This window comes from Bacillus sp. FSL P2-0099, from assembly GCF_038007445.1.
Taxonomy (GTDB): domain Bacteria; phylum Bacillota; class Bacilli; order Bacillales; family Bacillaceae_G; genus Bacillus_A; species Bacillus_A mycoides.
Map to the genome: position 1 here is coordinate 611,338 of NZ_JBBOXE010000001.1, position 25,099 is coordinate 636,436.

Sequence of the window (25,099 nt, forward strand, 5' to 3'; positions counted from 1 at the left end):
TGTTACACTGCTGTAATAATTGTCTCTTTTTGTCACAATATGCATGAGAAATATGTTGAAAATTATAATAAAAAGGCTGCTTAGAAAAATCTAGCAGCCTTTTTATTATAATTTTTTATGCTCATTTTTATTCGTAACACCGAGATGTTCTTGAAGTGTTGTCGATATATCATTAACACTCTTTTCGTTTGGAACGTAATAATAAATACCACCTATATATTTATCAGTACCTTCCACTTGCAATTTATCCATTTTTAAATTTGAATCCATTGAATTTTTTGCAATAGTCATCATATCATCAAAAGTTAAATTTGTTTTTAAGTCTGTATCGACAGCATCTAATAGGCTTCCGATTTTATTAATGGAATTGAGAGATAGGGCTTTTTCAGCAATAGCCTCTAAAACAAGTTGTTGTCGTTGACCACGCATATAATCACTATCAATATGACGCGTTCTAGCTAGTGCAAGTGCTTCTTCTCCATTTAAATGTTGACGCCCTTTTTTTAGGTGAATTGCATCTGCTTCGTCGCTACTATTTTGTTCTGTGAACTCAACTGGAACGTCGACAGTTATACCACCTAGAGAATCAACAATCTTGATAAAGGATTTGAAATTAAATTTTACATAGTAATCAACTGGTACATCTAAAAATTTTTCTACTGTATCAATTGTGCTGTCTACACCACCAAATACATGTGCATGTGTAATTTTATCATATTTATCACGTGATTTAATGAAGACGCGTGAATCACGTGGAATGCTGACTAGTTTAACAGATTTATCATTTTTATTAATTGTTGCAAGTAGTAATGCATCTGTACGAGTCGCTTTTCCGTAACCTTTTTCCCTGATATCACTTTCATCAACACCCATGATCAGGACAGAAATATTATCAGTCATAGGTTTAACAGCTTTTTCACGTTTGCTGGATTTATCTCCTCGGCCGAGTTCAGAATAAGCGTTGCTTAAGACGGATTTTGCTTTACTGTATATATGGAAGGAATAGCCTCCTGCTCCCATTGCTACAATAAGTAAGGGAATAAGAATGAACCAAAGTAGGCGCTTTTTCTTTGAGCGTCCTTTTTTGGCTCGAGTTTCGTTGTTAATGTCGGATTTCATCATTTTTTCTCCTTTAAAACAATCAAAGTGTATACATTTAGAAGCGTATTAAAACACATAAAAAATATTTTACGCTAAATAAAAGGTATTGTACATGTATAAAAAATAGATGTATTGATTATTTATCCCGCATTAACGGGCAGTAAAACTCCCACCTCAAAGTCCAGCGAATGCAAGGAAGTTAGGTGGGAGATAACTGCCCGTAAATGCCCGATTGGTGAGGGCTAATAATCAGTGGGGGATAGCCCCCTCTGATTAAAGTTTCACTTTATAAGACATCTATTCGTTATTGTATACAAAAGACAGGGATAAGAAAATGATAAAATTTTACCTAATTAAAGCATAATACTTACAATAATCGCAGATAAAATACTAACAAGAGTAGCGCCGTATAGTAATTTTAGGCCGAAGCGGGCAACAACATTTCCTTGTTCTTCGTTTAACCCTTTTACCGCACCGGAAATAATTCCAATGGAAGAAAAGTTGGCAAAAGAAACGAGGAAGACAGAAATAATACCAACTGTACGGATAGAGAGAGTGCTGGAAATTTTACTAAGATCCATCATTGCTACAAATTCATTTGTTACAAGCTTTGTTGCCATAATGCTACCCGCTGTGACAATTTCAGAACTTGGTACGCCGATAAGAAATGCAATAGGGGCGAATACATAGCCTATTAATTGTTGGAAAGTAATGCCGAATATAATGAGGAATAGGTCATTAATGCAACTCATTAATGCGACGAATCCAATGAGCATAGCACCGACGACAATTGCTACACGAAAACCATCAAGAATGTATTCTCCAAGCATTTCAAAGAAACTTTGTTTTTCCCCTTTTATTACCAAAATGTCTTCATCATCGTTAACGTCGTAAGGGTTAATAATGAGTACGATAATAAAACCACTAAATAAATTGAGAACGAGTGCGGTTACTACATATTTTGGTTCAATCATTGTCATATAGGCACCGACAATGGACATAGATACTGTTGACATAGCAGAGGCGCAAAGTGTATATAGTCGATGTTTTGGAATTTGGGCTAATTGTTTTTTAACCGTAATAAAAACTTCTGATTGGCCGACAATAGCGGAAGCGATGGCGTTGTAAGATTCTAATTTCCCAAGACCGTTTATTTTGCTAAGAAAGAAACCAATCCAACGAATAAAGAATGGTAGTATTTTGAAATGTTGTAATATACCAATTAAGACGGAGATAAAGACAATCGGTAATAATACGTTAAGGAAAAATGGCATTTCCCCTTTATTTGCAAGACCGCCAAATACAAAGTTTATACCACTGGCAGCATACTCAAGTAGCCTCGTAAACAAGCTAGAAATTACCGTAATAAGTATGAGACCAATTTCTGTATTTAATAATAAATAGGTTAAAATTAATTGTATAATAAGCATGATAAAAATTGGTTTAAATTTAATATGTTTCTTATTGTTGCTAGCAATATAAGCAAGGAAGAAAACAACGATAAGTCCCGCGAAAAAAGTAATAAATTTCATAGTAAGCCCCCTAAAAGAGATATTCTGCTATATATGTTTTTCATTTCAAGGGAGAATATGCATCTTTGGTAAAGAAAGGAATAGAGAGAGCATGAATATATGTAGAGTGCACCACGTTGCAATTATTTGTTCGAATTATGAACTGTCAAAGGATTTTTATACTCGGATATTAGGTTTTAAAGCGATAAATGAAGTATATAGAAAAGAACGAGATTCTTATAAGTTAGATTTATGTGTAGGGGAAGAGTATCAAATTGAATTATTTTCATTTCCTAGTCCACCTGAGCGCCCAAGTTTTCCAGAAGCAGCTGGACTTAGACATTTAGCATTTGCTGTTACAAATATAGAAGAAGCTGTAAACCATTTAAAACAATGCGGTGTGGAGACTGAAGCGATACGTATGGATGAAATTACGGATAAAAAATTTGTCTTTTTCCAAGATCCTGATGGCTTGCCTTTAGAATTGTATGAGGCTTGAAATTGGTGAATTTTATATAGGGTTGCTTTCAAATAAATGAAGAAACTAAAGTGAAACTTCTTTTTTAAAGGAGGTGTAACTTTAGCTAAGAAAGCTAAAGGACATATGTGGATATTTTAAAATTACTGATGGTAGCCATCCTTATTGCGTTAACAGCATTTTTTGTGGCTGTTGAGTTTGCAATTATTAAGGTGCGTAGCAGTCGTATTGATCAACTCGTTAGTGAAAAACGACGAGGAGCATTGGCAGCTAAAAAAGTAACTTCGAATTTAGATGAGTATTTATCAGCATGTCAGTTAGGTATTACAATTACTGCTTTAGGGCTTGGGTGGTTAGGAGAGCCCACTATAAAACATATACTCGAGCCGTTGTTTTTAAAACTACACCTATCTCCTGCAATTGCAAGTACAGTTTCATTTATTATTGCCTTTGCAGTTATTACGTTTTTACATGTTGTCATTGGTGAACTTGCTCCGAAGACGCTCGCTATACAAAGGGCAGAGCAAGTTAGCTTATTATTATCGAATCCAATTATTTACTTTTACCGAGTAATGTATCCGTTTATTTGGGCTTTAAATGGTTCTGCAAGGCTTGTAACAGGGTTATTCGGATTACATCCGGCTTCTGAACATGAAGTAGCTCATTCGGAGGAAGAATTACGATTAATCTTATCTGAGAGTTATGAGAGTGGAGAGATTAATCAAAGGGAATTTAAATATGTAAATAATATTTTTGAATTCGATAATAGAGTCGCAAAGGAAATTATGGTACCTCGTACGGAAGTTGTAGGTTTATATGAGGACGAACCATTTGAAACACATATTAAAATAATCGCACAAGAAAAGTACACGAGATATCCCGTATTTGGTGAAGATAAAGATGAAATTATTGGGATGGTTAATGTAAAGGATTTATTTATTCGTTATATGGATGGTAATCGAGACGAGGGGTGCTCGATTACGCCATATACAAGACCAGTTATTGAAGTGTTAGAAAATATCCCTATTCATGATTTGCTATTACAAATGCAAAGAAAACGAATTCCATTAGCCGTATTATATGATGAATATGGTGGTACAGCGGGGATCGTTACACTAGAAGATATTTTAGAAGAAATTGTTGGAGAAATCCGAGATGAATACGATGAAGATGAACACCCGCCTATAGAGCATATAAGTGAAGGGTATAAAATCGTAGAGGGAAAAGTGCTTATTAGTGAAGTAAATGATTTATTTGGCATACACTTAATCGCTGATGATGTAGATACAATTGGTGGCTGGATTATGGTACAAAAGCAAATCGTTGCTGAAGGAGATATTATTGAAAAACACGGCTTTTCTTTTAAAGTTCTTGAAAAGGATATGCATCAAATTAAGCGAGTTGAAATAAAGAAAGTAGAAGAATGAATGGATTTTCTATTATATAAACTTTAATAAAAAGTATATATAGAAAAATAAATGTTTGCGCTTTCAAAAAAGGTGCTATATAGTGAAAGTGGATACTGAAGAATTCATTTAATGATACTCGTATTTTATAGGGCGAATTCTTTAGATAAGGATTTAGAATGAAAAGTATAGGTGATGAAAAATGATAGCAACGAAGGATATACGTATAGAAAAAGATTTTTTAGGTGAAAAGGAAGTACCGAGTGTAGCTTATTATGGTGTACAAACATTACGTGCCGTAGAAAACTTTCCTATTACAGGATACCGCATTCATCCGTCACTCATTACGGCAATGGCAATTGTAAAAAAAGCGGCAGCGCTTGCGAATATAGATACAGGTTACTTAGCTAAAGATATCGGACAAGAAATTGCAGAAGCGGCACAAGAGATTGTTGATGGAAAGTTCCATGATCAATTTATCGTAGACCCGATTCAAGGTGGAGCAGGTACTTCAATTAATATGAATACTAATGAAGTAATTGCAAATAGAGCCTTGGAACGTATGGGATACGAAAAAGGTGAATATGCGAAAATTAGCCCAAACACTCATGTGAACATGGCCCAATCAACAAATGATGCGTTCCCAACTGGGATTCATATAGCAACTCTTATGATGCTGGAAGAACTTCTTGTTACAATGGAAGAACTTCACTCTGCTTTTCATGATAAAGCAAAAGAGTTTGATCACGTTATTAAAATGGGGCGTACGCATTTGCAAGATGCAGTTCCAATTCGCCTTGGGCAAGAATTTGAAGCATATAGCAGAGTGCTAGAGCGTGATATAAAAAGAATTAAACAGTCTCGTCAACATTTATACGAAGTTAATATGGGTGCGACAGCTGTCGGTACGGGATTAAATGCAAACCCTACTTATATAGAACAAGTTGTGAAGCATTTACGAATTTTTAGTGGTTTCCCTCTTGTTGGTGCAGAGCACTTAGTTGATGCGACGCAAAACACAGATGCATATACAGAAGTATCTGCAGCACTAAAAGTATGTATGATGAATATGTCTAAAATTGCAAATGACCTTCGTATTATGGCGTCTGGTCCACGTGTTGGGTTGGCGGAAATTCAATTACCAGCTCGTCAACCAGGTTCATCTATTATGCCGGGGAAAGTAAATCCAGTTATGGCAGAAGTAATTAACCAAGTTGCTTTCCAAGTAATTGGAAATGACCATACAATTTGCTTAGCGTCAGAAGCTGGACAATTAGAGTTAAATGTAATGGAGCCGGTATTAGTATTTAATTTAATTCAATCCATCAGTATTATGAATAACGGTTTCCGTGTATTCCGTGAATACTGTATAAAGGGAATTACAGCGAATGAAGAGTTGCTTAAGCAATATGTTGAAAAAAGTGTTGGAGTTATTACAGCAGTGAATCCTCATATTGGTTATGAAGCAGCTTCTCGCATTGCACGTGAAGCAATTGCGACAGGAAAATCTGTTAGGGAGCTATGTTTAGAACATGGTGTACTTACAGCAGAAGAGCTTGATATTATTTTGGATCCATACGAAATGACGCATCCTGAAATTGCTGGTGCTTCTTTATTAAAGACTAAAAAAATGTAATGTAAAAAGCACCGATCCATTTGGATCGGTGCTTTTTTTTAGAAGATATTAAATACAGAGTTAAGTTGAAGTAAGCTAATAATAGCTAAGAAGATTAAACTATATTTCATTACTATTTTAAATAGAGCAGATTCTTGACCAACTAGTCCAACTGCTGCACAAGCAACTGCTACAGATTGTGGTGAAACCATTTTTGCGATTGTACCACCAACTACGTTTAATGAAACGAGAGTAGATGGTACGATGTTTAACTGATCGGCAGTTACTGCTTGAAGTGGTGCGAATAATGAACCACTTGATACGACTGAACCTGTAATGAATACGCCAATCCATCCTAAGATTGGAGAAAGAACTGGGAATGCATTTCCTGTAGAAGAGAATGCAAGTCCAAGTGTAGATGACATACCAGAGTAGTTTTCTACGTAAGCTAAAGCGATAACGCTACAAATTGTATATACTGGAACTTTTAGTTCTTTTATTGTTTCGATCATTAATTCTTTAATCATTTTGCCGTTTACACGGTAGACGATAAGTGAAACGATGATTGCTAATACAATCGCAGTAGTTGTAGAAGAGAATACATCTAGTTTGAAAATCGCTGCGAAAGGTGTATCAGCCTTTGTAATTGGTGCAGTTTTCATAACCATATTATGAAGACCAGGGAATTGAATGTTAAATACTAAGTTTGCCAATGGACCATCCGGAGCAAATAAAGCTTTAATTGGTTTTAAATTAAAGATTGTTACGAATGCAGTTAAGAATACGAATGGGGACCAAGCATATAAAATTTGATTGAATGTATGAGATTTTTTTTCTTCTTGTTTTTCTTCTTTAGCAGAAGATTTTGGTTGCCAAACACGTAAGAATAATGCCAGAGCGACCATACTTACGACTGCTGCGAAAATATTAGTAAGTTCAGCGCCTAAGAAGTAAGTCACAAGGAACTGAGTAATTGCGAAAGAAACACCACTTACAAGAATACCTTGCCAAGTTTCTTTAATACCTTTAAATCCATCTACCATTGAAACAAGTAAGAACGGTAAAATAATGCTAATGAATGGCAAAATGTAAACAGCTTGACGACCGACAGTTAATGCATCTAGCCCAGTTAATTGTGCAGGTACTGTAACTGGAATACCCATAGCACCCATAGCACCACCAGCGATATTAGCTACTAAGCAAATACCTGCTGCTTTTAATGGATTAAAGCCCATACCTACAAGTAATGCAGCTGTAATAGCAACTGGAACACCGAAACCAGCTGCGCCTTCTAAGAAAGCACCGAAAGAATAAGCGATTAATAATACTTGTAAACGCTGATCATTTGTAATACTTGAAATGCTATCACGAATGACATTGAATTGTTCTGTTTTAACAGTTAATTTGTAAAGGAAGATAGCTGCGATAACGATAGTACAAATTGGATAAAATCCAGATAAAACACCGAATCCGGCAGATGCTACAGCTACAGTTGCGGGCATTTTATAAACAAATATAGCAAGAATAATAGCGACGATCACACTATAAAGCCCAGCCATGTAACCTTTCATTTTGAATCCCACTAAACAAATAATGAAGCAAAAAATTGGGAGTGCTGCGATTAGTGCAGATAACCAAATATTGTTTAATGGGTCATAAATTTGTGTCCAAGTACTCATAATAATGACAACTCCTATCTATTATATGTGAAGAAATTCACATTATTTGTGAAACTATTCACAATCAACTTACATGCTTAGTATATTCTCCTTCAACACTATTGTCAACGTGAAAAAGTATAATTATTCCATAATAGTATTAAAAGTAACATTTTGTTCATAAAGTAGACAAAAAGCGTAATCAAATTGATTTGATTACGCTTCTATAAATTATTTACATATTCTTTCATTTTTTCATATGTCATTGGTCCTACATGCTTATATTGAATGACACCGTTTGTATCGATGACAAAAGATGTTGGAATGCTGATGATTTGATATGTGGCACTTGCCTGGCCTTTCTGATCTAATAGGACGGGGAAGGTATATTTGTTTTCTTCAAGAAATTGTTTTACATTATTCGGGTCTTTTTCAGTAGCTGTCGCATTTACAGCAACAATTTCAATCCCCATATCTTTAGTATCGTGATAAAACTTTTCCATATCAGGCATTTCTATTTTGCATGGACCACACCAGCTTGCCCAAAAATTCAATATTACTTTTTTTCCTTTATAGTCTGTAAGACGAACTTCTTGACCAGTGGTTGTTTCTAGAAGGAAATTGCGGGCAACATTGCCAACTTCAGTTCCAATGGGGGTGTTTGATTTTGAAGCTATATCTTCTTTTTTGTATAGGAAGTGATTGATAATGGTCCAGCCAACCGCAATGCTAATTAACGCAAAAATAAACCATTTTTTAATATTACATCATCCTCCTTACTTAAATTTCCTTTTTATCGTAACAAAGTGGTTAAATATGGTCAAATTACTTTACGATAGGTTATCAATTATGGACGATATTTTACAATATCATTACTGTACATTTCAGTAAGGTGAAAATATAACAAAAAGCCTGATAAAACAACGTTTGTAAGCAAAGTATTGCTAGCCCTTTGTTTTGCTTTTTTATTGTATCATATAGTATAATATTCAAAATCAGGTGGGATTTTTTCTTGAACTGTGTGCTGATAAAAGTCGGAAAATTTTCTCAGCATTATAGGTTGATAAAGTTATGTCGTAACAGGAAATATAAGAACAGATATATAAATAAATAAAGAGAAAATAAAAAATGAAAATGAGGGGAATTTTATGAACCAAAACCAATTTGACTGTCGTATTTCAGAAGAAGACGTACAGATGTTAAGAGCATTAGCTCATCCACTTCGTCTACGTTTAGTAATGGAACTGATGCAGCGTGGAACATGTAATGTAACACAATTACAAGAGGTATTAGAAATTCCGCAATCAACTGTTTCGCAGCATTTAACGAAATTAAAACAAAATAAAGTAGTACGCTTTGAGAGACGCGGGTTAGAAGTGTACTATCAAATTCATAACGATAAAGTAAGTGAAGTAGTAAAAACATTATTTTCTTAATTTTTGAATATTATGGAAAGAAGACGTGTGAAATATACGTCTTTTTTTATTTGGAAAGGATCTAATAATAGGAAGATTTGAGAGCGTATATATTAGCGTGTTAGAAAGAAACAAACTATCGGTTGAAGTGCTAAATTGACGGAATATATTCTGAAGGGATATGAAAAGATAGAAAGGAGTGTTGTAAGCCAAAGGAGGAATAATATAATGGATGTAAAACGTGTGAAACAGATATTATCTTCTTCAAGTAGAATTGATGTTACATACGAGGGAGTCCCCGTATGGATTGAGAGCTGTGATGAGCAGAAGGGTAGTGCTCAAGTGTATGACGTATCCAACCCAGGAGAGAGCGTTCACGTGGATGTCACGGCTTTAGAAGAGATGTAATAGAAAAGACGCTTCTAATTGTAGAAGCGTCTTTTTTATTTACTATTCCATCATATGTGCAATTTTCTTAGAGAACATAAGAAGTACTAATCCTAGCACGATTACGATAACACCGATGCTTGCGAATACTTCTAAATATCCTAAAGACTGAGTGAAAGCAGCTAATTGTCCTGCTAATAAGTTTGCAAAGCCAGTACCAGCTAACCATACACCCATTAATAAAGATGCTAATTTAAGAGGTGCGATTGCACTTACCATAGATAATCCGATTGGTGATAAGAATAATTCACCGATTGTGTGGAACATGTAAGTGAATACAATGAATAGTAAGTTTGCTTTCATTGTAATGTTACCTTCATCGCTACCAGTTTTTAGAACAGCTAAAGTTAAAACTAAGTACCCGATTCCTAGTAAAATCATACCAAAAGCCATTTTTGTAGGGATTTTTAAATCACCATTTTTTGTTTTTGAAAGTTTAATCCATAATGCAGAAACTGGTAATGCTAGTAAGATAATGAATAGTGGGTTTACAGATTGGAACCAAGGTGTTGGAATTGTAAATCCACCAATTGTACGATCCACGAACTTATCTGTGTAAAGTGTTAAAGAACTACCAGCTTGTTCAAATCCTGCCCAGAAGAATACAACGAAACAAGTTAAAATTAAAATTGCAGTTGTACGCTTTTTCTCTTGTGTTGTTAAAGGCTTTTTCTCAATAGGTTTTGCATTTTGTTCTTTAGATTTTTTACCGACAACAGTTGTTCCGATAGACCCTAAGTAACGAGGTGCTAAGAAATTAAAGGCAATCTGTCCAATAATCATACCGATACAAGCTGTTAAGAAACCGTATCTATAATCTGTGAAGTAACCACAAATGAATGGAGCGATAAGAGCTCCTAAGTTAATTCCCATGTAGAAGATAGTGAAGGCACTATCACGACGAGAATCGTTGTCGCTATATAATTGACCTAGTAAAGTCGAGATATTTGGTTTGAAGAATCCGTTACCGATAACTAATAATCCTAATCCTAAAAATAGTCCAGTTTTCGTGTTCATTGAAAATAGTACGAAGTTACCAATCGCCATAATGATACCGCCGATGGTAATGGCATGTCGTTTCGTAATGAAATGGTCAGTTAACCAGCCACCAATAATCGGTGTGAAATATACAAGCATTGTGAAAATACCGTAAATTTGAACTGCAACTGCTTTATCAAATCCTAAACCGCCACTTACTAAGCTCGTTGTTAAATAAAGAACTAATAAGCCACGCATTCCGTAATAACTAAATCTTTCCCATGCTTCTGTAAAGAACAACAAATATAATCCTGGTGGATGTTTTTTTGGTGATTGTTGCTCTCCAGCTTTGTCTAATTTTAAAGCTGCATCCATGTTTGTTTCCCCCTAATCCTGTATAACGGATATTTATGTAATTATTTTAATTCACAAAATATTTAGAAGTCAATAGAATTATATGGAAATAGCAAGAAAATTTCTGAAAAAATCTATTTTTCTTCAACCGTTATTGTATTTTTCCCTGAAAACAAGATAATAAGCGTTTTCAAATGTAGTAATTGAATTCTAAAATAAAGTAAAATAGTGATAAATCAGAAAATTTAGATTAAAATATTTATTCTGATATAGGGAAAATAAACTATATTTACTTTTACAATATAACATATCGGTAATAAAAATACAAAATGAAATAATGTGACACTTCAGTGAAATGAAAAAAACAGCTCCATAAAAGAGGGAGCTGGTTACAATAAAATTATTTAACAAAGCGTTTTTCAATATCATCTAGTAGTAAGTTAGCGGCCATTACACCACCAGCTGTATTCCAAATAACGTCGTCAACTTTGTATGCTTTTCCGCTCTTTACTGCATTTAAGTTTTTAAAGAGAGGATCGTTTATATATTCTTTTTCTAGTTCAGAACCTTTTTTCTCATTGCCTTTATCGAATGTGAAGTAGAATAATACATCGCCATCCATTGCCGAAATACGCTCTTTAGATACGTTACGTTCTGCGAAATCATCTTTGTTTTGATCTCCAGGACGTTTAAATCCAAGTTCTTTTAAAATAACACCAGAGAATGTATCGCCATGATAAATACGAACATCACCAGGCATAAAGCGTACCATAGAAATTTCTTGATTTACTGTATCACCAAGTTTTCCTTTTAAATCTTCCATACGTTTTCCGTAATCAGCTAAAACTTTTTGACCTTCTTTTTCCTTATTTAAAGCTTTTGCATAAAATTTGAAGTTATCTTTCCATTCACCACGTAATGTTTCCGAGAAAACAGTAGGTGCAATAGCTTTTAATTGCTCATACACTTTTTCGTGGCGCATTTTGTTACCGATAATTAAGTCTGGTTTTAAAGAAGCGATAGTTTCAACGTTAACTTGTCCTTCATCGCCAACAACTTTTACATCTTTCATTTTATCCTTAATATGTGGATACCACGGATCACCAGTCCAAGACTTTACAGCCCCAATTGGTTTTACACCTAATTCGAGTAAAGCTTCAGTTCCTTCATTAGTTAAAATAACTACACGTTTTGGATTGGCAGGAACTTCTGTTTTACCCATTGCGTGCTCAACCGTAATCATTTCTTTTTTATTATCTTCTTTTGTTGATTCTTCTTTGTTATTTGATTTTCCACAAGCACTTAAAAGAAGTGAAAAAGCTAGTAAAAATACAAATACTGTAAACGATTTCTTTTGCATGAAATTCATTATGTACCCCCTACATGTTGAGAATATTTTTCAATAGCAAGCATGATGTTAAGCCTTTATCTTTGGATTGTCAATATATATTACTGAAAATAGTTCTCATTATCGTTGACAATGAGAATTAAGTTGAAATACACTTACAACGTATCATTATACATTGAAGGGGAAACGCTGCATGTTATTAAAAACAAATCAAGCAAAATGGATTGGATTACTTGTTGGAATCATTGCAGTCGTTATTTGTATTTGGGGAAGCATTATTTTCGGATATACAAATACGAGCTGGAAATTAGCTTTAGATGCTTTTTTCCATTTTAATGGTTCAAATGAGCATATTATTATTCAAAATGTGCGTCTACCAAGGGCGTTAATTGCAGCAAGTGTTGGTGCTAGTTTAGCCATTGCAGGTTGTTTAATGCAAACTTTAACAAAGAATCCGCTTGCTTCTCCAGATTTTATTGGATTAAATTCAGGCGCTGCGTTCTTTATAGTTGTAGCAATTGTACTCTTTTCCGTGACATCATTATCAGCTTTCACATGGATTGCCTTTTTAGGAGCGGCAGTTGCAGCAGTACTTGTATTTGCCTCTAGTTCTTTAGGAAAAGAAGGGACAACGCCTCTTAAGTTAACATTAGCAGGTGTAGCGATAAGCGCTTTATTTTCATCATTAACACAAGGGTTACTTGTATTAAATGAAAAAGCATTTGAAGAAGTGTTATTTTGGCTTGCCGGATCTGTGCAAGGAAGAAAGTTAGAGATTTTACAATCAGTATTCCCGTATTTATTAATAGGCTGGATTGCATCTTTTATGATGGCAGGGAAAGTAAATACATTAATGATGGGGGAAGATGTCGCAAAGGGGCTCGGGCAACGAACGATTTTAATGAAATCATTCGTGTTACTTATTATTGTACTGTTGTCTGGTGGTTCAGTTGCGGTTGCTGGTCCAATTGGATTTATTGGCATCGTTACTCCTCATTTCGCAAGAGCTCTTGTTGGGGTAGATCACAGATGGAGAGTACCTTATAGCGGATTGTTAGGTGCAATACTATTAATCTTGGCTGATATAGCAGCAAGATATGTCATTATGCCACAAGAAGTACCAGTAGGGGTTATGACAGCATTTATCGGGGCCCCATTCTTTATTTATATTGCACGTAAGAGAGGGCTTAGCAAATGAAGAAGTATATTCCGTTTCGTATTGGAAAAGGCGAGCTCTCGTTTTTAATGTATAAACGAGCTTGTCTCGTCTTATTGAGTTTACTAGTTGTTTTAATAGGATTATTTTTTGCGAGTGCAGGTATGGGGGATATGAAAATTGCTCCTTATGACGTATGGCAAGCGATTACCGGAAATGGTGATGCGATGTCAAATATGGTTGTAAATAAATTTCGTATGCCGCGTATTTTAATTGCTATCCTCGTAGGAATTGCGCTTGCGGTAGCGGGCTGTATTTTACAAGGGCTCGTTCGAAACCCACTTGCTTCTCCTGATATCATCGGAATTACGGGCGGGGCAAGTGTTGCAGTTGTACTCTTTTTAGCTATATTTAGTGATAAAAACAATGCGTTAACAGTAAGCATTCATTATATGCCGCTAGCAGCTTTTGCTGGGGCAACAATTGTAGCGTTTTTTGTATATTTATTTGCCTGGAAAAATGATGGATTATCACCGATTAGTCTTGTTTTAATTGGTGTTGGATTTTGGGCATTAACGAAAGCAGCAACAACTTTATTTATGTTGTTAGCACCAATTTATCAAGCAAGTCAAGCGAATGTATGGATCACAGGTACTGTTTATGGCTCTTCGTGGCAAAATGTTATGGTACTTGCGCCGTGGGTTCTCATTTTAACGACAATATCATTTATCGCTGCGAGACATTTAAATGCACAAGAGCTAGGGGATGATATAGCAGTGGGACTTGGTGTTCCTTTAACGAAGTCGCGTGTATTTATGTTGTTACTTAGTACAGCTTTAATTGGCGGGGCAGTTGCCTTTGCAGGAGGAATTGGATTTGTTGGTTTAATGGCACCTCATATTTCGCGAAGATTAGTTGGTTCTTTCTACGGTGCATTGCTCCCAGTTGCGGCGATTATCGGTGCAATTCTAGTACTCGCTGCAGATTTAATTGGGCGTACAGTTTTCGCACCACTTGAAATTCCAGCAGGGGTATTTACATCAGCAATTGGTGCACCTTATTTTATTTATTTACTTTATAAAAGTCGGAATTCATAAAGGGAGATGAATATGCAAAAAGCATTGGAGACGAAACGCTTGACGCTGTCGTATGGTGAAACGATTATTATTGATGAGCTGAATTTAGAAATTCCAAAAGGGGAAATTACAATCTTCATCGGTTCTAACGGTTGTGGGAAATCAACTTTATTACGTTCACTAGCTAGATTATTAAAGCCAACAACCGGTGACATTTTGTTAGATAATCAAGCAATTCAAAGTATGCAAACGAAGCAAATTGCTCGCCAAATGGCAATTTTACCGCAAGGGCCACAAGCTCCAGAAGGACTTACAGTATTGCAACTTGTAAAGCAAGGACGTTATCCATATCAAACATGGCTGAAGCAATGGTCCGAAAAAGATGAGGAAATGGTACAAAAAGCGCTTGCTGCAACGGGTATGACAGAATTTGCTGAGCGTGATGTTCATGCCCTTTCAGGTGGACAACGTCAACGTGCTTGGATTGCAATGACCCTTGCACAAGATACAGATATTATTTTGCTTGATGAGCCGACTACATATTTAGATATGACGCACCAAATTGAAGTGTTAGATTTATTATTCGAATTAAATGAAACAGAGCAAAGAACGATTGTTATGGTATTGCACGATTTAAATTTGGCATGTCGTTATGCAGACAACATTGTAGCTATTCAAGATAAACAAATATATGCGCAAGGTAAACCAGAAGAAGTTATTGACCAGAAGTTAGTTCGGGATGTATTCCGTATGGAGTGTCAAATAAGCGCTGATCCGTTATTTGGGACACCGCTCTGTATCCCGCATGGAAGAGGAAGACGTGTACTTAAAGAGGCTGTTCAGGCGATGAGATAACGAAAAAAGACGATGAGGATTCATCGTCTTTTTTACCCCGCATTAACGGGCAGTAAGATCCCCATCTCAAAATCCAGCGAAAGCAAAGAAGCTGGTTGGGGGATCAACTGCCCGTAAAAGCCCGATTGGTGCGGGCTAATAATCAGTGGGGGATGAACATCCCCCACTGATTAAAGTTTCACTTTATTTTCGGCAAGAAAATAATAGAAAAAGGGGAATACGTAAACGTCGTTCATATTCTTCTTCATCTTGAAAACAGTTTCGATTTGGTGTAGCTTCTTTTAAGCTTGTAATCGTAAATCCGGCTTGTTGTAATAATGTAAAATATTCTTCCGTAGTCCGGTGATATTTAATAACTTCTTGATCAATCCATGGCTCAACTCGTTTTCCTGTTTCGAAATAATCATCGACGAGCCAACTAGTTCTTTTACCACTCGTTTGCAAGCTTTCAAATGAAGAGGTAATAACGGGATGTTGAACGCTAAAGGTGAAGGTTCCGTTTGTTTTTAAAGTTTGAAACACATTTTGAAAAATGATATCAAGGTGTTCAATATAATGTAAGGCGAGTCTAGATGTTACTAAATCAAAAGTAGAAGGAGGGTATGTGTAGTCTTTGAGGTTTAAAAAATGAACGGTGCCATTTTTATTTTCTAGTTGTTTTTTAGCTTTTTCATACATAAGCTCGGAGCCTTCAATACCAGTGTAAGAGTGGCATCCATGTTCTAATAATTTTTCGCCGAATTTAGCATCACCACAACCTAAATCGAGGATTTGTTTTCCTGTTACATTGCCAATGAGCTGAAAGAATGCTGGTTTTTCAAGGGATTCGTTTGGACTATTTTCTCGATATCTTCGCTGCATATATTGCTCTAAAAACGATTCGTTATTATATACATCAGATTCAGTAAATGCCATTTTAAAAGCCTCCTAAATATTTTTTTAATTCTATCAAATATGAAAAGTAAATGATAGATTTCTTGTAATGAATCATTTATAATTTAAAATTGTAAGCGGTTTCTTTAAACTATTTTTCTATAATAAATTCTGAAAACGTGTTAAGCTAGTAGAGGGATTATTAGAACTATTAAGATAATAATCCGCTTACATGAACGATGGGAGGCTTCACGATGTCTAGTAAAACACTTGCAAACTTTTTAGAAGAAAATTTAGAGGATTTAAAATCAAAGGGGCTTTATAACGTAATTGATCCGCTTGAAAGTCCAAATGGACCGATTATTACAATTGGCGGAAAAGAATATATTAACTTATCTTCAAACAACTACCTTGGATTAGCGACTGATAATCGCTTACAAGAAGCAGCAATTGGTGCAATTCATAAGTACGGTGTTGGAGCAGGAGCTGTTCGTACAATTAACGGTACTTTAGATTTGCATATTAAATTAGAAGAAACAATTGCAAAGTTTAAACATACAGAAGCAGCAATTGCTTATCAATCAGGATTTAACTGTAATATGGCAGCGATTTCAGCTGTTATGGATAAAAATGATGCGATTCTTTCAGATGAATTAAACCATGCATCTATTATTGATGGTAGTCGTCTATCAAGAGCGAAAATCATCGTTTATAAGCATTCTGATATGGAAGATTTACGCAAAAAAGCAATCGAGGCAAAAGAATCAGGTCTTTATAATAAATTAATGGTTATTACAGACGGTGTTTTCTCAATGGATGGAGATATTGCAAAATTACCAGAGATTGTTGAAATTGCAGAAGAGCTGGATTTAATGACATATGTAGATGATGCACACGGTTCAGGTGTACTTGGCAAAGGTGCAGGTACTGTAAAACATTTCGGCCTTTCTGATAAAGTTGATTTTCAAATTGGTACATTATCAAAAGCAATTGGGGTAATTGGTGGATATGTAGCTGGGAAACAAAACTTAATCGATTGGTTAAAAGTGCGTTCACGTCCATTCTTATTCTCAACAGCTTTAACACCAGCTGATGCAGCTGCTTGTATGAGATCAATTGAAATTCTAATGGAAAGCACAGAGTTACACGATCGTTTATGGGAAAATGGTCGCTATTTAAAACAAGGGTTAAAAGAACTTGGCTTTAACATTGGAGAAAGTGAAACACCAATTACACCTTGTATTATTGGTGATGAAGTATTAACACAAGAATTTAGTAAACGTCTAAATGAAGAAGGCGTTTACGCAAAATCTATCGTATTCCCAACCGTAGCAAAAGGAATGGGACGCGTTCGTAATATGCCTACAGCAGCTCATACGAAAGAAATGCTAGATGAAGCAATTCGTAAGTATGAAAAAGTAGGGAAAGAAATGGGTATCATTTAAGTAACGACATCTTTTGAATAGCTTGCAAATGGGGAGTGGGAAAAATGAAAAAAATTCTAGTAACCGGTTCTTTAGGGCAAATTGGTTCTGAACTAGTAATGAAACTTCGTGATGTATACGGCGCATCAAATGTTATTGCAACAGATATTCGTGAAACAGACAGTGAAGTAGTAACGTCTGGTCCATTTGAAACGTTAGATGTAACGGATGGACAAAAATTACATGATATTGCAAAGCGTAATGAAGTAGATACAATTATTCATTTAGCGGCTTTACTTTCAGCAACTGCAGAAAAAAATCCGTTATTTGCTTGGAATTTAAATATGGGCGGACTTGTAAATGCATTAGAAGCAGCACGTGAATTAAACTGTAAGTTTTTCACGCCAAGTTCTATCGGTGCATTTGGTCCATCAACGCCAAAAGATAATACACCACAAGATACAATTCAGCGTCCTACTACGATGTATGGGGTAAACAAAGTAGCAGGAGAATTACTATGTGATTATTATCATCAAAAGTTTGGCGTTGATACGCGCGGTGTACGTTTCCCAGGCTTAATTTCTTACGTAGCTCCTCCAGGAGGCGGAACAACTGACTATGCAGTTGAAATTTATTATGAGGCGATTAAAAAAGGTACATACACCTCATACATTGCAGAAGGAACATACATGGACATGATGTATATGCCAGATGCTTTACAAGCAATCATCTCATTAATGGAAGCTGATCCAAATAAACTAGTTCATAGAAATGCGTTTAACATTACAGCAATGAGCTTTGAACCAGAGCAAATTGCAGCATCAATCCGTAAACACATTCCGAACTTTACAATGGATTACGCAGTAGATCCAGCTCGTCAAACAATCGCTGATAGCTGGCCGAACTCTATTGATGCAACAGCAGCAATGAAAGAGTGGGGCTTTAAAGCAGAATATGATTTAGACAGAATGACAACTGATATGCTGGCTAAGTTAAAAAAAAAGCTCGCATCTGAGTTAGTAATGAATTAATAGGAAGAGCCGATTCTTAGGAATTGGCTCTTAATTATTTTAGGAAGGGAGAAAAGCAACATGCAAAGAGTTGATGTTGTATATGCATTAATACACGATAGCGAAAAAGATAAAATATTAATGGTACATAATATAGAACAAAACGTTTGGTCATTGCCAGGCGGGGCTGTTGAAAAAGGTGAAATACTAGAGGAAGCACTAGTAAGAGAAGTGAAAGAAGAGACAGGTTTAACTGCCGCACTCAGTGGACTTGTCGCATTAAATGAGAAGTTTTTTGAAGAGAAAGGACATCATGCATTATTTTTTACATTCCGAGCAAATGTAGTAAAAGGTGAACTTCGTGCAGAAGATGAAGGAGAAATTTCCGCAATCGAGTGGGTAGATAGAAAAATCGCGAATGAGCGATTCCCATACTACGATGGAGGGTTCGAATTATTATTAGAAGTTTCCATTCCATACAAGTTTCAACCAGAAACAAAGTAAGTTAACGAAGAAAAACAGGAGCCTCGGGGCTCCTGTTTTTCTATTCAATCGTCTTCAGTAATAGTTTCTTCAACAATGGTTTAATCTTCAGGCGTAAATCTTCAGCATGATTTGCAACTAAGAAGTGATGGTTATAAATGTTTTTCATTAGTTGATAAGTCGCTTCTTTCGCTTCGCCTTCTTCGATAAAGATGCCGATTACTTCCATACCACTTTTACGAGCAAGTTTGACTGCTTCGTGCGTATCTAAAATTCCGTCTTGTTGATAGTCTAGTGCAGAAGGTTCACCGTCTGTAAAGACAAGTAAGAATTTATGTTTTTCTGGTCTTTTCGCAAGCTTTTCGGAAACGATACGAATAATATACCCGTCGCGGTTATCTTCTTCTTCGCGAAGTTGCATAATTTCTGGACCGACGTTTGGTAACGTTGAGTTTTTATACGTAACAACTTCATGGATAACGTTCGGTTTATCTTCAGGTTTAGCACTAGAAGCATCTTCCCAAAATCCACTAATAGCGTGCGGGATTTTTAAAGATTTTAAAGCTTCATGGAATAGGACCACACTCTTCTTCGTTTCTTCCATTTTGTTATACATAGAACCAGAGCAGTCCACTAATAGTTGGAATGCAACGTCGAGCTCTTGTGATTCTTGTCCTTTTTTATAAAACATACGCGGCTGCTTTTCAGTATAAATACGAAGGAATTTCTTACGAAGCCTTCCGTAATATTTATCACTGTTTGCATTCGTTTTGTTTTCAATTGTTTTTTCGATAATTTTCTTTAATTCTTTTACATCTTTATTAACGACTGATTTGATAGCTTGGTAATCTTTTTTCTCATCAGGATTCGATTTGCGAGCTTCTTTAAATGTATGAGAAGCTCCCACATTATACTTGCCGTATGCACCGTCGTTTTGGCTAGAAGCATGAGACGCTCTTGCTTCCTCTGTATCAGCACCATCAAAGTTAGATTGTGTACTTTTTTGGGAAGTACCTTGTACAGAACCAAGTGCTTGGTCACCATCTTCTGATTCACGAGCAGTATCACCCATCATATTTGTTTTTGTTCCGCTTTCTAAATCAAAGCGTAAAAAGTTCTCGTTTTCATTGTTTTTATTTTCACGGTGCCATGTCGAGAAGCTTTCATCCATTTTGTTTTTGTTATCATCGTCATCTAGGAGCTGCGTATCATCATTTGCTAATTTTTCAGCGCGACTGTCTTTCTCATCTGCAATCACAGATAAATAAAGCGGTGCATGTCCGAAATAATTATTAAGCATATCACTTTCAAGAAGTCCTTCTAAACGATAGCGAATTTTCTCAACAATATACATAATATCTTCCGTATTACGAGCTTGGAATGTTTCATGCAAAATTGATTCAATTTGCTCGAAATATTCATTATTAAACATTTCATATTTATCACTCGTTAATGAAAGATAGCATAGACAAAATAGACGATCACCGTGATAGTTACGAACACGATTTATTTCATTTTGTGAGCCAAAGTAATTGCGATACATTTCTTTTCGGCGTTTAAAAATATGTTTTGTGCCAGGACGTAAATTTTTGACGATTTCCTCAACACGTAAATCTTCTAATAGAACAAATAATTGTGTTAAAAACTTTTTTAGCGGCGATTCTTGTAACTCAATCGCATAAGAACGAATTAAAGTCATGTCCGAGTAATGTTTATTACCAAGTGCCTTTAAGAACACTTCGCTTTTTAATCCGATTACTGTATCCTCTTCTTTTCGATCATCCCAAAAGTGACTAATGACAACCTTTTTTTCAATTTCGTCGTAGTATGCTTTATAGCCATACTCAAGATAGGCATCGTCTTCTTTTAGAAGAGCATACATTAAGTTTTCCATTTGTAGAAACAGCGACGCATCAATTTTTTTGTCACTAAAAATTTGTCTCATGAATTATCCCTCAAAGAAATAACTTTCTGCTAATTCACGGACAGTCATTTGTTCTGTTTCATCGTTTAATTTTGCGATAATACTACGTTCAATTGCACGCATAACAGGAATATATACACCTAAATCACATGCATCGATAATGCCACGAATACTAGCTGCTTCTTCACTTACGCGCCCATCACGAGCTAAAGGCATAAGATCGCTTGCGAATGCAACGAACTTTTCAATTGTTGCAACATCATTTAATTTTGATTCAGATAGTAATAGTTCTTTTAATGTATCACCTTGAATGTAAGGAACTTCAATAATAACGAAACGGTTTTTTAACGCTTCGTTTAGTTCACTTGTCCCAACATAACCTTCGTTAATCGCAGCAATTACGCGATATTCGTCATCACCGTATACAACTTCTTGTGTAAATGGGTTTGTAATCATTTTACGGTAATCTAACGCACCATGAAGAAGTGGTAACGTTTCAGGTTTTGCCATATTGATTTCATCAATATAAAGGAAATGACCGTTTTTCATTGCCTTCATAAGAGGACCGTTAACGAACGTAACTTCAGATGCGCCGTCTTTTGTTTGTAATGTGTTGTATCCTAAAATACCTTCTACATCTAAGTCGACAGAACAGTTAATGCTATGCATTGGTTTTTGGAATAAAGAAGAAAGAGTTTCCGCTAGTACTGTTTTACCACTACCAGTTGGCCCTTTTAATAGAATGTTTTTACCAAGTAAAAGTGCTGTAATGGCATCTTCAATAATGCTATTATCAGATGCTTTATATATTTTCTTGCCAATTAAATGTGCATTTTCACCAGCTTCTTGTTTATTCTTTTCATGAATTGTAGAAAGCTGCTGTTTTAAATCAGAATGTATATGAAATTGTTCTAACATGTATTTCCCACCTAACATTATTTTCATAAAGTAATACATCTTATGATAACTTGTTTTAATATGGTATGCAAAGAAAAGGAGAAGGGGGAAATATAAAAGAAAAAGCAATCAATATCACATTGATTGCTTATAGTAAAGGAGAAATGAGTCGCATAAAGGACTCTAATATTCGTTTTTTGATACTTCTTTTTTGGAACGAGTTCCATTTAATTTCAGTGGAGTGTTTAAAGTCTTCTTCAAAATCGCGTTTAATATCATGAACGGTTTCTGATTCATATAGAACGCTAATAATTTCATAATTCAATTCAAAGCTACGTACATCCATATTTGCTGTTCCGATTGTTGCAATTTTATCGTCAACGAGTACAATCTTTGCGTGCATAAATCCATCTTTATAACTGTAAATAGAAGCACCAGCTTTTAAAAGTGGAGTGAAATAGGATTGAGATGCTTGATCGCTAATAATACTATCACTCTTACCAGGATATAAAATGCGTACATCTATGCCAGATATTGCACTTAAGCGTAATAATGTTAAAGTTTCTTGATCCGGAATAAAGTATGGTGTAGCGATCCAAATAGATTTTTTGGCTGAGCCCATAACAGCTAGTAATGTATTACGAATACTTTTATCATCTGAGCTTGGTCCACTTGCTACAATTTGCACCGCACCTTCTGCATCCGGAATTTCTTTTCCTGGGAAGTAGTGTCTATTCATAAATTGATCCCAAGAATAAGTATTCAATCCACTAGACGCATAAAGCCAATCTTCTAGAAAGATGGCTTGTAATTTATACAATGCTTTTCCTTCTATTTTTAAATGACTATCACGCCAAACAGGGAATTTTTTTGAGCGACCAAGATATTCATCACCGACGTTGAGCCCTCCGGTAAAACCAATTTCTCCATCTACAATGACGATTTTACGGTGATTACGATAATTAACTGTCTCGAGTAACCAAGCTGAAAAAATAGGGTCAAATTCGACAATTTCAATTCCAGCTTTTTTCATAGGTTGTAAAAATCGTCGTCTTAACGTATTACTTCCGAGTCCATCATAAAGGAAGCGTACAATAACACCATCTTTTGCTTTTTGTATTAAAGCATCTCGTACTTTTGTACCAATCTCATCAGATTTATAAATATAGTATTGAATATGTATGTGATGTTTTGCATTCTCGATTGCGTTCAAAATTTCTGAAAAGGTTTGATCACCGTTTGTTAAAAGTTTTGTTGTCGTTCTATCTGCGGCAGGCCCGCCTCCGAATTTTTGTAGGACTTCTGTTAAATGTATAGAACGTTCATGTAATGGGACTGTGAGTGATAATTCTAGTCGTCTTCCTTCTAATATTTCGCGGAATAACTTTCTTTGTTCTTCTGAACGATGAAGATGTTTTTTTCTTCTCCAACGGCTACGCCCGAAAATAGAGTATAAAAGTACACCTATAACAGGAAGAAGTGCTAATACTAAAAACCACGCTAAGGTACTTTGGGGTGATCTATTTTCGATAAAAATAACGAATGAAATTCCTACGATTGTGATGGACCATAGAGCACCAACAAACGTATATAACGAAATAACCGATGTATTTAATAGGAAAAGAACGATAGATACGATTGTAAATATTAATAATAATTGAACGATAGGTTTCTTCATTTCTATAAAATTCCTCAAATCTTTCTTAAATATAGACTTCTTATATAAAAGGTGTAATCTGACATTCTTATTATAAAGTGTTTTGTTTTTTTTACAAAATATAGACATTTTCCCCATGCTTTCCGCATTTGTCCTACATACAGTATATTATTACATTTTTATATAGAAAAGGGGATGAATAAAATGTACGATCTTCCATTTGGTGGGTTTGTACATTCTCCATTTTTAGGAGGAGGATTCTTTCCTGGAAGGGGCTTTACTTAGTCCTGCGTTTGGTTATGGCGGATATTGCTATCCATACTATACGGATTATTAACAGTATCCTTACTATTCATACAACACATATTAAAGTAGGGAAATTGAAAAGGAGAGGAAGAGAAATGAACTATATGCTAAATCACGGAGGATATTATCGTAATCATCATGGTGGGGGAGGGCATAATCACCATGGAGGACACAATCATTATGATCATCATCATCATCATCATCACGGTGGTGGATGGGGCTGGGGTGGTGGCTCGTGGGGCGGAGGATTTTTCCCAGGAAGTTTTGCTGGAGGCATGTTAGGTGGGCTTACAGCTGGCGCATTAACGGGTGCGGCAGGTGGAGGCTACTATCCAGCACCGTACCCAGTAACATACCCAGCACCATATCCAATGCCATACCCGGGTTATCAGCAAATACCATATCAGTATTAAACTAAAAAAGAGGATATCCTCTTTTTTAGTTTAATAATTTATTTATAAAATATTTCCAAAAACAAGGTGAAAATATGTTAATATTTTGTTATTATGATTCAATATGTTAAATGCAAATTTTGGCTTTATCCCGCTATTTGTGGGCAGTAAAACCCCCACCTCAAAATTCAGCTGGAACAAAGAAGTTAGGTGGAAGCCCTGCTACCCGTAAAAGCCCGATTGGTGATCAGTTGGGATGAACAAAACCCCCACTGATTAAAGTTTCACTTTATATTATTATTCGTGAATCGTTGCATTTTGTATATTAATCTCTATTTCATTATGTATCGGCAGTTAGATTTACATCTTAACATTTAATGAAATAAAAGAGGTTAGGTGTGAGGTCGTATTAGTAGGGAGCAGAGGCTAATAGTGATGAAATTGTCACTTTACAAATTCAAAGAATGTAAGAGAATACTGTATAATAAGCTTAGATAAGTAGAGAGATGAGAAGCTTCTACTATAATTAAAACAGCACCATATTGCTTTTTTTTATAAATAATATTATGTTATTTTAATCGGCCTATTTAGAAAAAAATTGTGATTTATCCCGCATTAACGGGCAGTAAGACTCCCACCTCAAAATTCGGTGAATGTGAGGAAGTTAGGTGGGAGATAAAAGCCCGATTGGTGAAGGCTAATAATCAGTGGGGGATGGACAACCCCCCCCACTGA

At 35.5% G+C, this 25,099-nt stretch carries 22 protein-coding genes; 12 read left to right on the top strand and 10 right to left on the bottom strand.

What is annotated here, in order from left to right; translation table 11 throughout:
* Positions 1-105 precede the first annotated feature (105 nt).
* Complete coding sequence (locus MKY90_RS03105) at positions 106-1,122, bottom strand: LCP family glycopolymer transferase (protein ID WP_002029713.1); 1,017 nt, start codon at positions 1,120-1,122, stop codon at positions 106-108.
* 332 nt (positions 1,123-1,454) lie between these two features.
* On the bottom strand, positions 1,455-2,633 hold the full coding sequence (locus tag MKY90_RS03110) for a NupC/NupG family nucleoside CNT transporter (RefSeq protein WP_002186927.1): 1,179 nt from the start codon (positions 2,631-2,633) through the stop codon (positions 1,455-1,457).
* Between the two features lie 91 nt (positions 2,634-2,724).
* Between MKY90_RS03110 and gloA2 the strand changes: the two genes are divergently transcribed.
* The 3 genes from gloA2 (at position 2,725) to aspA (ending at position 6,132) form a co-directional block, all read left to right on the top strand.
* Positions 2,725-3,111, top strand: a complete 387-nt coding sequence (gene gloA2, locus MKY90_RS03115; RefSeq protein ID WP_001017670.1) for an SMU1112c/YaeR family gloxylase I-like metalloprotein — start codon at positions 2,725-2,727, stop codon at positions 3,109-3,111.
* Positions 3,112-3,218: 107 nt separating this feature from the next.
* On the top strand, positions 3,219-4,517 hold the full coding sequence (locus tag MKY90_RS03120) for a hemolysin family protein (protein ID WP_098167720.1): 1,299 nt from the start codon (positions 3,219-3,221) through the stop codon (positions 4,515-4,517).
* Positions 4,518-4,698: 181 nt separating this feature from the next.
* Entirely contained in the window at positions 4,699-6,132 is a 1,434-nt protein-coding gene (aspA, locus tag MKY90_RS03125; RefSeq protein ID WP_063218726.1) for an aspartate ammonia-lyase, read from the top strand.
* 38 nt (positions 6,133-6,170) lie between these two features.
* Here aspA and MKY90_RS03130 read toward each other — a convergent pair whose 3' ends face one another.
* Complete coding sequence (locus MKY90_RS03130; RefSeq protein ID WP_063218725.1) at positions 6,171-7,790, bottom strand: lactate permease LctP family transporter; 1,620 nt, start codon at positions 7,788-7,790, stop codon at positions 6,171-6,173.
* Between the two features lie 203 nt (positions 7,791-7,993).
* The gene (locus MKY90_RS03135; RefSeq protein WP_321537331.1) at positions 7,994-8,530 is read right to left on the bottom strand and encodes a redoxin domain-containing protein; all 537 of its coding nucleotides are present in this window, start codon (positions 8,528-8,530) and stop codon (positions 7,994-7,996) included.
* A gap of 387 nt (positions 8,531-8,917) precedes the next feature.
* Here MKY90_RS03135 and MKY90_RS03140 point away from each other — a divergent pair, with 387 nt between their 5' ends.
* Together MKY90_RS03140 and MKY90_RS03145 are read left to right on the top strand one after the other, a co-directional pair.
* Positions 8,918-9,205 (top strand): ArsR/SmtB family transcription factor, encoded by a 288-nt coding sequence (locus tag MKY90_RS03140; protein WP_001075217.1) that lies wholly within the window; start codon positions 8,918-8,920, stop codon positions 9,203-9,205.
* A 207-nt stretch (positions 9,206-9,412) separates the two neighbouring features.
* Complete coding sequence (locus MKY90_RS03145) at positions 9,413-9,592, top strand: acid-soluble spore protein H (RefSeq protein WP_002010492.1); 180 nt, start codon at positions 9,413-9,415, stop codon at positions 9,590-9,592.
* Between the two features lie 42 nt (positions 9,593-9,634).
* Here MKY90_RS03145 and MKY90_RS03150 read toward each other — a convergent pair whose 3' ends face one another.
* Positions 9,635-10,984 carry a peptide MFS transporter gene (locus MKY90_RS03150; RefSeq protein ID WP_061674012.1) on the bottom strand — a complete coding sequence of 450 codons (1,350 nt, stop codon included), beginning with the start codon at positions 10,982-10,984 and terminating at the stop codon, positions 9,635-9,637.
* Positions 10,985-11,363: 379 nt separating this feature from the next.
* On the bottom strand, positions 11,364-12,332 hold the full coding sequence (locus MKY90_RS03155; RefSeq protein WP_063218724.1) for an ABC transporter substrate-binding protein: 969 nt from the start codon (positions 12,330-12,332) through the stop codon (positions 11,364-11,366).
* A gap of 172 nt (positions 12,333-12,504) precedes the next feature.
* On the opposite strand from MKY90_RS03155, the gene MKY90_RS03160 reads away from it, so the two are divergent.
* From MKY90_RS03160 to MKY90_RS03170, 3 genes are read left to right on the top strand one after another with little or no spacing between them, the layout of a single operon-like run.
* Positions 12,505-13,509, top strand: a complete 1,005-nt coding sequence (locus MKY90_RS03160; protein WP_002029732.1) for a FecCD family ABC transporter permease — start codon at positions 12,505-12,507, stop codon at positions 13,507-13,509.
* Positions 13,506-14,564, top strand: a complete 1,059-nt coding sequence (locus tag MKY90_RS03165) for a FecCD family ABC transporter permease (protein ID WP_002140347.1) — start codon at positions 13,506-13,508, stop codon at positions 14,562-14,564. The genes MKY90_RS03160 and MKY90_RS03165 overlap by 4 nt, the downstream gene beginning before the upstream one ends.
* A gap of 12 nt (positions 14,565-14,576) precedes the next feature.
* Positions 14,577-15,398, top strand: coding sequence for an ABC transporter ATP-binding protein (locus MKY90_RS03170; RefSeq protein ID WP_002167083.1), 822 nt, complete (start codon positions 14,577-14,579; stop codon positions 15,396-15,398).
* 183 nt (positions 15,399-15,581) lie between these two features.
* Here the strand turns inward: MKY90_RS03170 and MKY90_RS03175 are convergent, their stop codons facing one another.
* A complete protein-coding gene (locus tag MKY90_RS03175; protein ID WP_016121447.1) occupies positions 15,582-16,313 on the bottom strand; it encodes a class I SAM-dependent DNA methyltransferase in 732 nt (243 codons plus the stop codon).
* Positions 16,314-16,525: 212 nt separating this feature from the next.
* Here MKY90_RS03175 and MKY90_RS03180 point away from each other — a divergent pair, with 212 nt between their 5' ends.
* From MKY90_RS03180 to MKY90_RS03190, 3 genes are read left to right on the top strand one after another with little or no spacing between them, the layout of a single operon-like run.
* Positions 16,526-17,716, top strand: coding sequence for a glycine C-acetyltransferase (locus MKY90_RS03180; protein WP_000095918.1), 1,191 nt, complete (start codon positions 16,526-16,528; stop codon positions 17,714-17,716).
* Positions 17,717-17,760: 44 nt separating this feature from the next.
* Positions 17,761-18,726, top strand: a complete 966-nt coding sequence (locus MKY90_RS03185) for an L-threonine 3-dehydrogenase (RefSeq protein WP_002125175.1) — start codon at positions 17,761-17,763, stop codon at positions 18,724-18,726.
* A 60-nt stretch (positions 18,727-18,786) separates the two neighbouring features.
* A complete protein-coding gene (locus MKY90_RS03190; RefSeq protein ID WP_016126543.1) occupies positions 18,787-19,209 on the top strand; it encodes an NUDIX hydrolase in 423 nt (140 codons plus the stop codon).
* A 40-nt stretch (positions 19,210-19,249) separates the two neighbouring features.
* On the opposite strand, the gene MKY90_RS03195 is transcribed toward MKY90_RS03190, so the two are convergent.
* The 3 genes from MKY90_RS03195 to MKY90_RS03205 all read right to left on the bottom strand — a co-directional run bounded on the left by MKY90_RS03195 (position 19,250) and on the right by MKY90_RS03205 (position 23,687).
* On the bottom strand, positions 19,250-21,133 hold the full coding sequence (locus tag MKY90_RS03195) for a vWA domain-containing protein (protein WP_002029726.1): 1,884 nt from the start codon (positions 21,131-21,133) through the stop codon (positions 19,250-19,252).
* A 3-nt stretch (positions 21,134-21,136) separates the two neighbouring features.
* On the bottom strand, positions 21,137-22,030 hold the full coding sequence (locus MKY90_RS03200) for an ATP-binding protein (protein WP_000892986.1): 894 nt from the start codon (positions 22,028-22,030) through the stop codon (positions 21,137-21,139).
* 127 nt (positions 22,031-22,157) lie between these two features.
* Positions 22,158-23,687: a cardiolipin synthase gene (locus MKY90_RS03205; RefSeq protein ID WP_002186930.1), complete on the bottom strand. Its 1,530-nt coding sequence runs from the start codon at positions 23,685-23,687 to the stop codon at positions 22,158-22,160.
* A gap of 380 nt (positions 23,688-24,067) precedes the next feature.
* Between MKY90_RS03205 and MKY90_RS03210 the strand changes: the two genes are divergently transcribed.
* Positions 24,068-24,385, top strand: coding sequence for a hypothetical protein (locus MKY90_RS03210; protein ID WP_215590691.1), 318 nt, complete (start codon positions 24,068-24,070; stop codon positions 24,383-24,385).
* Positions 24,386-25,099: the final 714 nt, after the last annotated feature.

Excerpts from the sequence above, each read along its gene's own strand:
- MKY90_RS03105 (WP_002029713.1), bottom strand. The coding sequence starts at position 1,122 with ATGATGAAATCCGACATTAACAACGAAACTCGAGCCAAAAAAGGACGC.
- MKY90_RS03110 (WP_002186927.1), bottom strand. The coding sequence starts at position 2,633 with ATGAAATTTATTACTTTTTTCGCGGGACTTATCGTTGTTTTCTTCCTT.
- gloA2 (WP_001017670.1), top strand. The coding sequence starts at position 2,725 with ATGAATATATGTAGAGTGCACCACGTTGCAATTATTTGTTCGAATTAT.
- aspA (WP_063218726.1), top strand. The coding sequence starts at position 4,699 with ATGATAGCAACGAAGGATATACGTATAGAAAAAGATTTTTTAGGTGAA.
- MKY90_RS03130 (WP_063218725.1), bottom strand. The coding sequence starts at position 7,790 with ATGAGTACTTGGACACAAATTTATGACCCATTAAACAATATTTGGTTA.
- MKY90_RS03140 (WP_001075217.1), top strand. The coding sequence starts at position 8,918 with ATGAACCAAAACCAATTTGACTGTCGTATTTCAGAAGAAGACGTACAG.
- MKY90_RS03145 (WP_002010492.1), top strand. The coding sequence starts at position 9,413 with ATGGATGTAAAACGTGTGAAACAGATATTATCTTCTTCAAGTAGAATT.
- MKY90_RS03150 (WP_061674012.1), bottom strand. The coding sequence starts at position 10,984 with ATGGATGCAGCTTTAAAATTAGACAAAGCTGGAGAGCAACAATCACCA.
- MKY90_RS03155 (WP_063218724.1), bottom strand. The coding sequence starts at position 12,332 with ATGAATTTCATGCAAAAGAAATCGTTTACAGTATTTGTATTTTTACTA.
- MKY90_RS03160 (WP_002029732.1), top strand. The coding sequence starts at position 12,505 with ATGTTATTAAAAACAAATCAAGCAAAATGGATTGGATTACTTGTTGGA.
- MKY90_RS03165 (WP_002140347.1), top strand. The coding sequence starts at position 13,506 with ATGAAGAAGTATATTCCGTTTCGTATTGGAAAAGGCGAGCTCTCGTTT.
- MKY90_RS03170 (WP_002167083.1), top strand. The coding sequence starts at position 14,577 with ATGCAAAAAGCATTGGAGACGAAACGCTTGACGCTGTCGTATGGTGAA.
- MKY90_RS03175 (WP_016121447.1), bottom strand. The coding sequence starts at position 16,313 with ATGGCATTTACTGAATCTGATGTATATAATAACGAATCGTTTTTAGAG.
- MKY90_RS03180 (WP_000095918.1), top strand. The coding sequence starts at position 16,526 with ATGTCTAGTAAAACACTTGCAAACTTTTTAGAAGAAAATTTAGAGGAT.
- MKY90_RS03185 (WP_002125175.1), top strand. The coding sequence starts at position 17,761 with ATGAAAAAAATTCTAGTAACCGGTTCTTTAGGGCAAATTGGTTCTGAA.
- MKY90_RS03190 (WP_016126543.1), top strand. The coding sequence starts at position 18,787 with ATGCAAAGAGTTGATGTTGTATATGCATTAATACACGATAGCGAAAAA.
- MKY90_RS03195 (WP_002029726.1), bottom strand. The coding sequence starts at position 21,133 with ATGAGACAAATTTTTAGTGACAAAAAAATTGATGCGTCGCTGTTTCTA.
- MKY90_RS03200 (WP_000892986.1), bottom strand. The coding sequence starts at position 22,030 with ATGTTAGAACAATTTCATATACATTCTGATTTAAAACAGCAGCTTTCT.
- MKY90_RS03205 (WP_002186930.1), bottom strand. The coding sequence starts at position 23,687 with ATGAAGAAACCTATCGTTCAATTATTATTAATATTTACAATCGTATCT.
- MKY90_RS03210 (WP_215590691.1), top strand. The coding sequence starts at position 24,068 with ATGAACTATATGCTAAATCACGGAGGATATTATCGTAATCATCATGGT.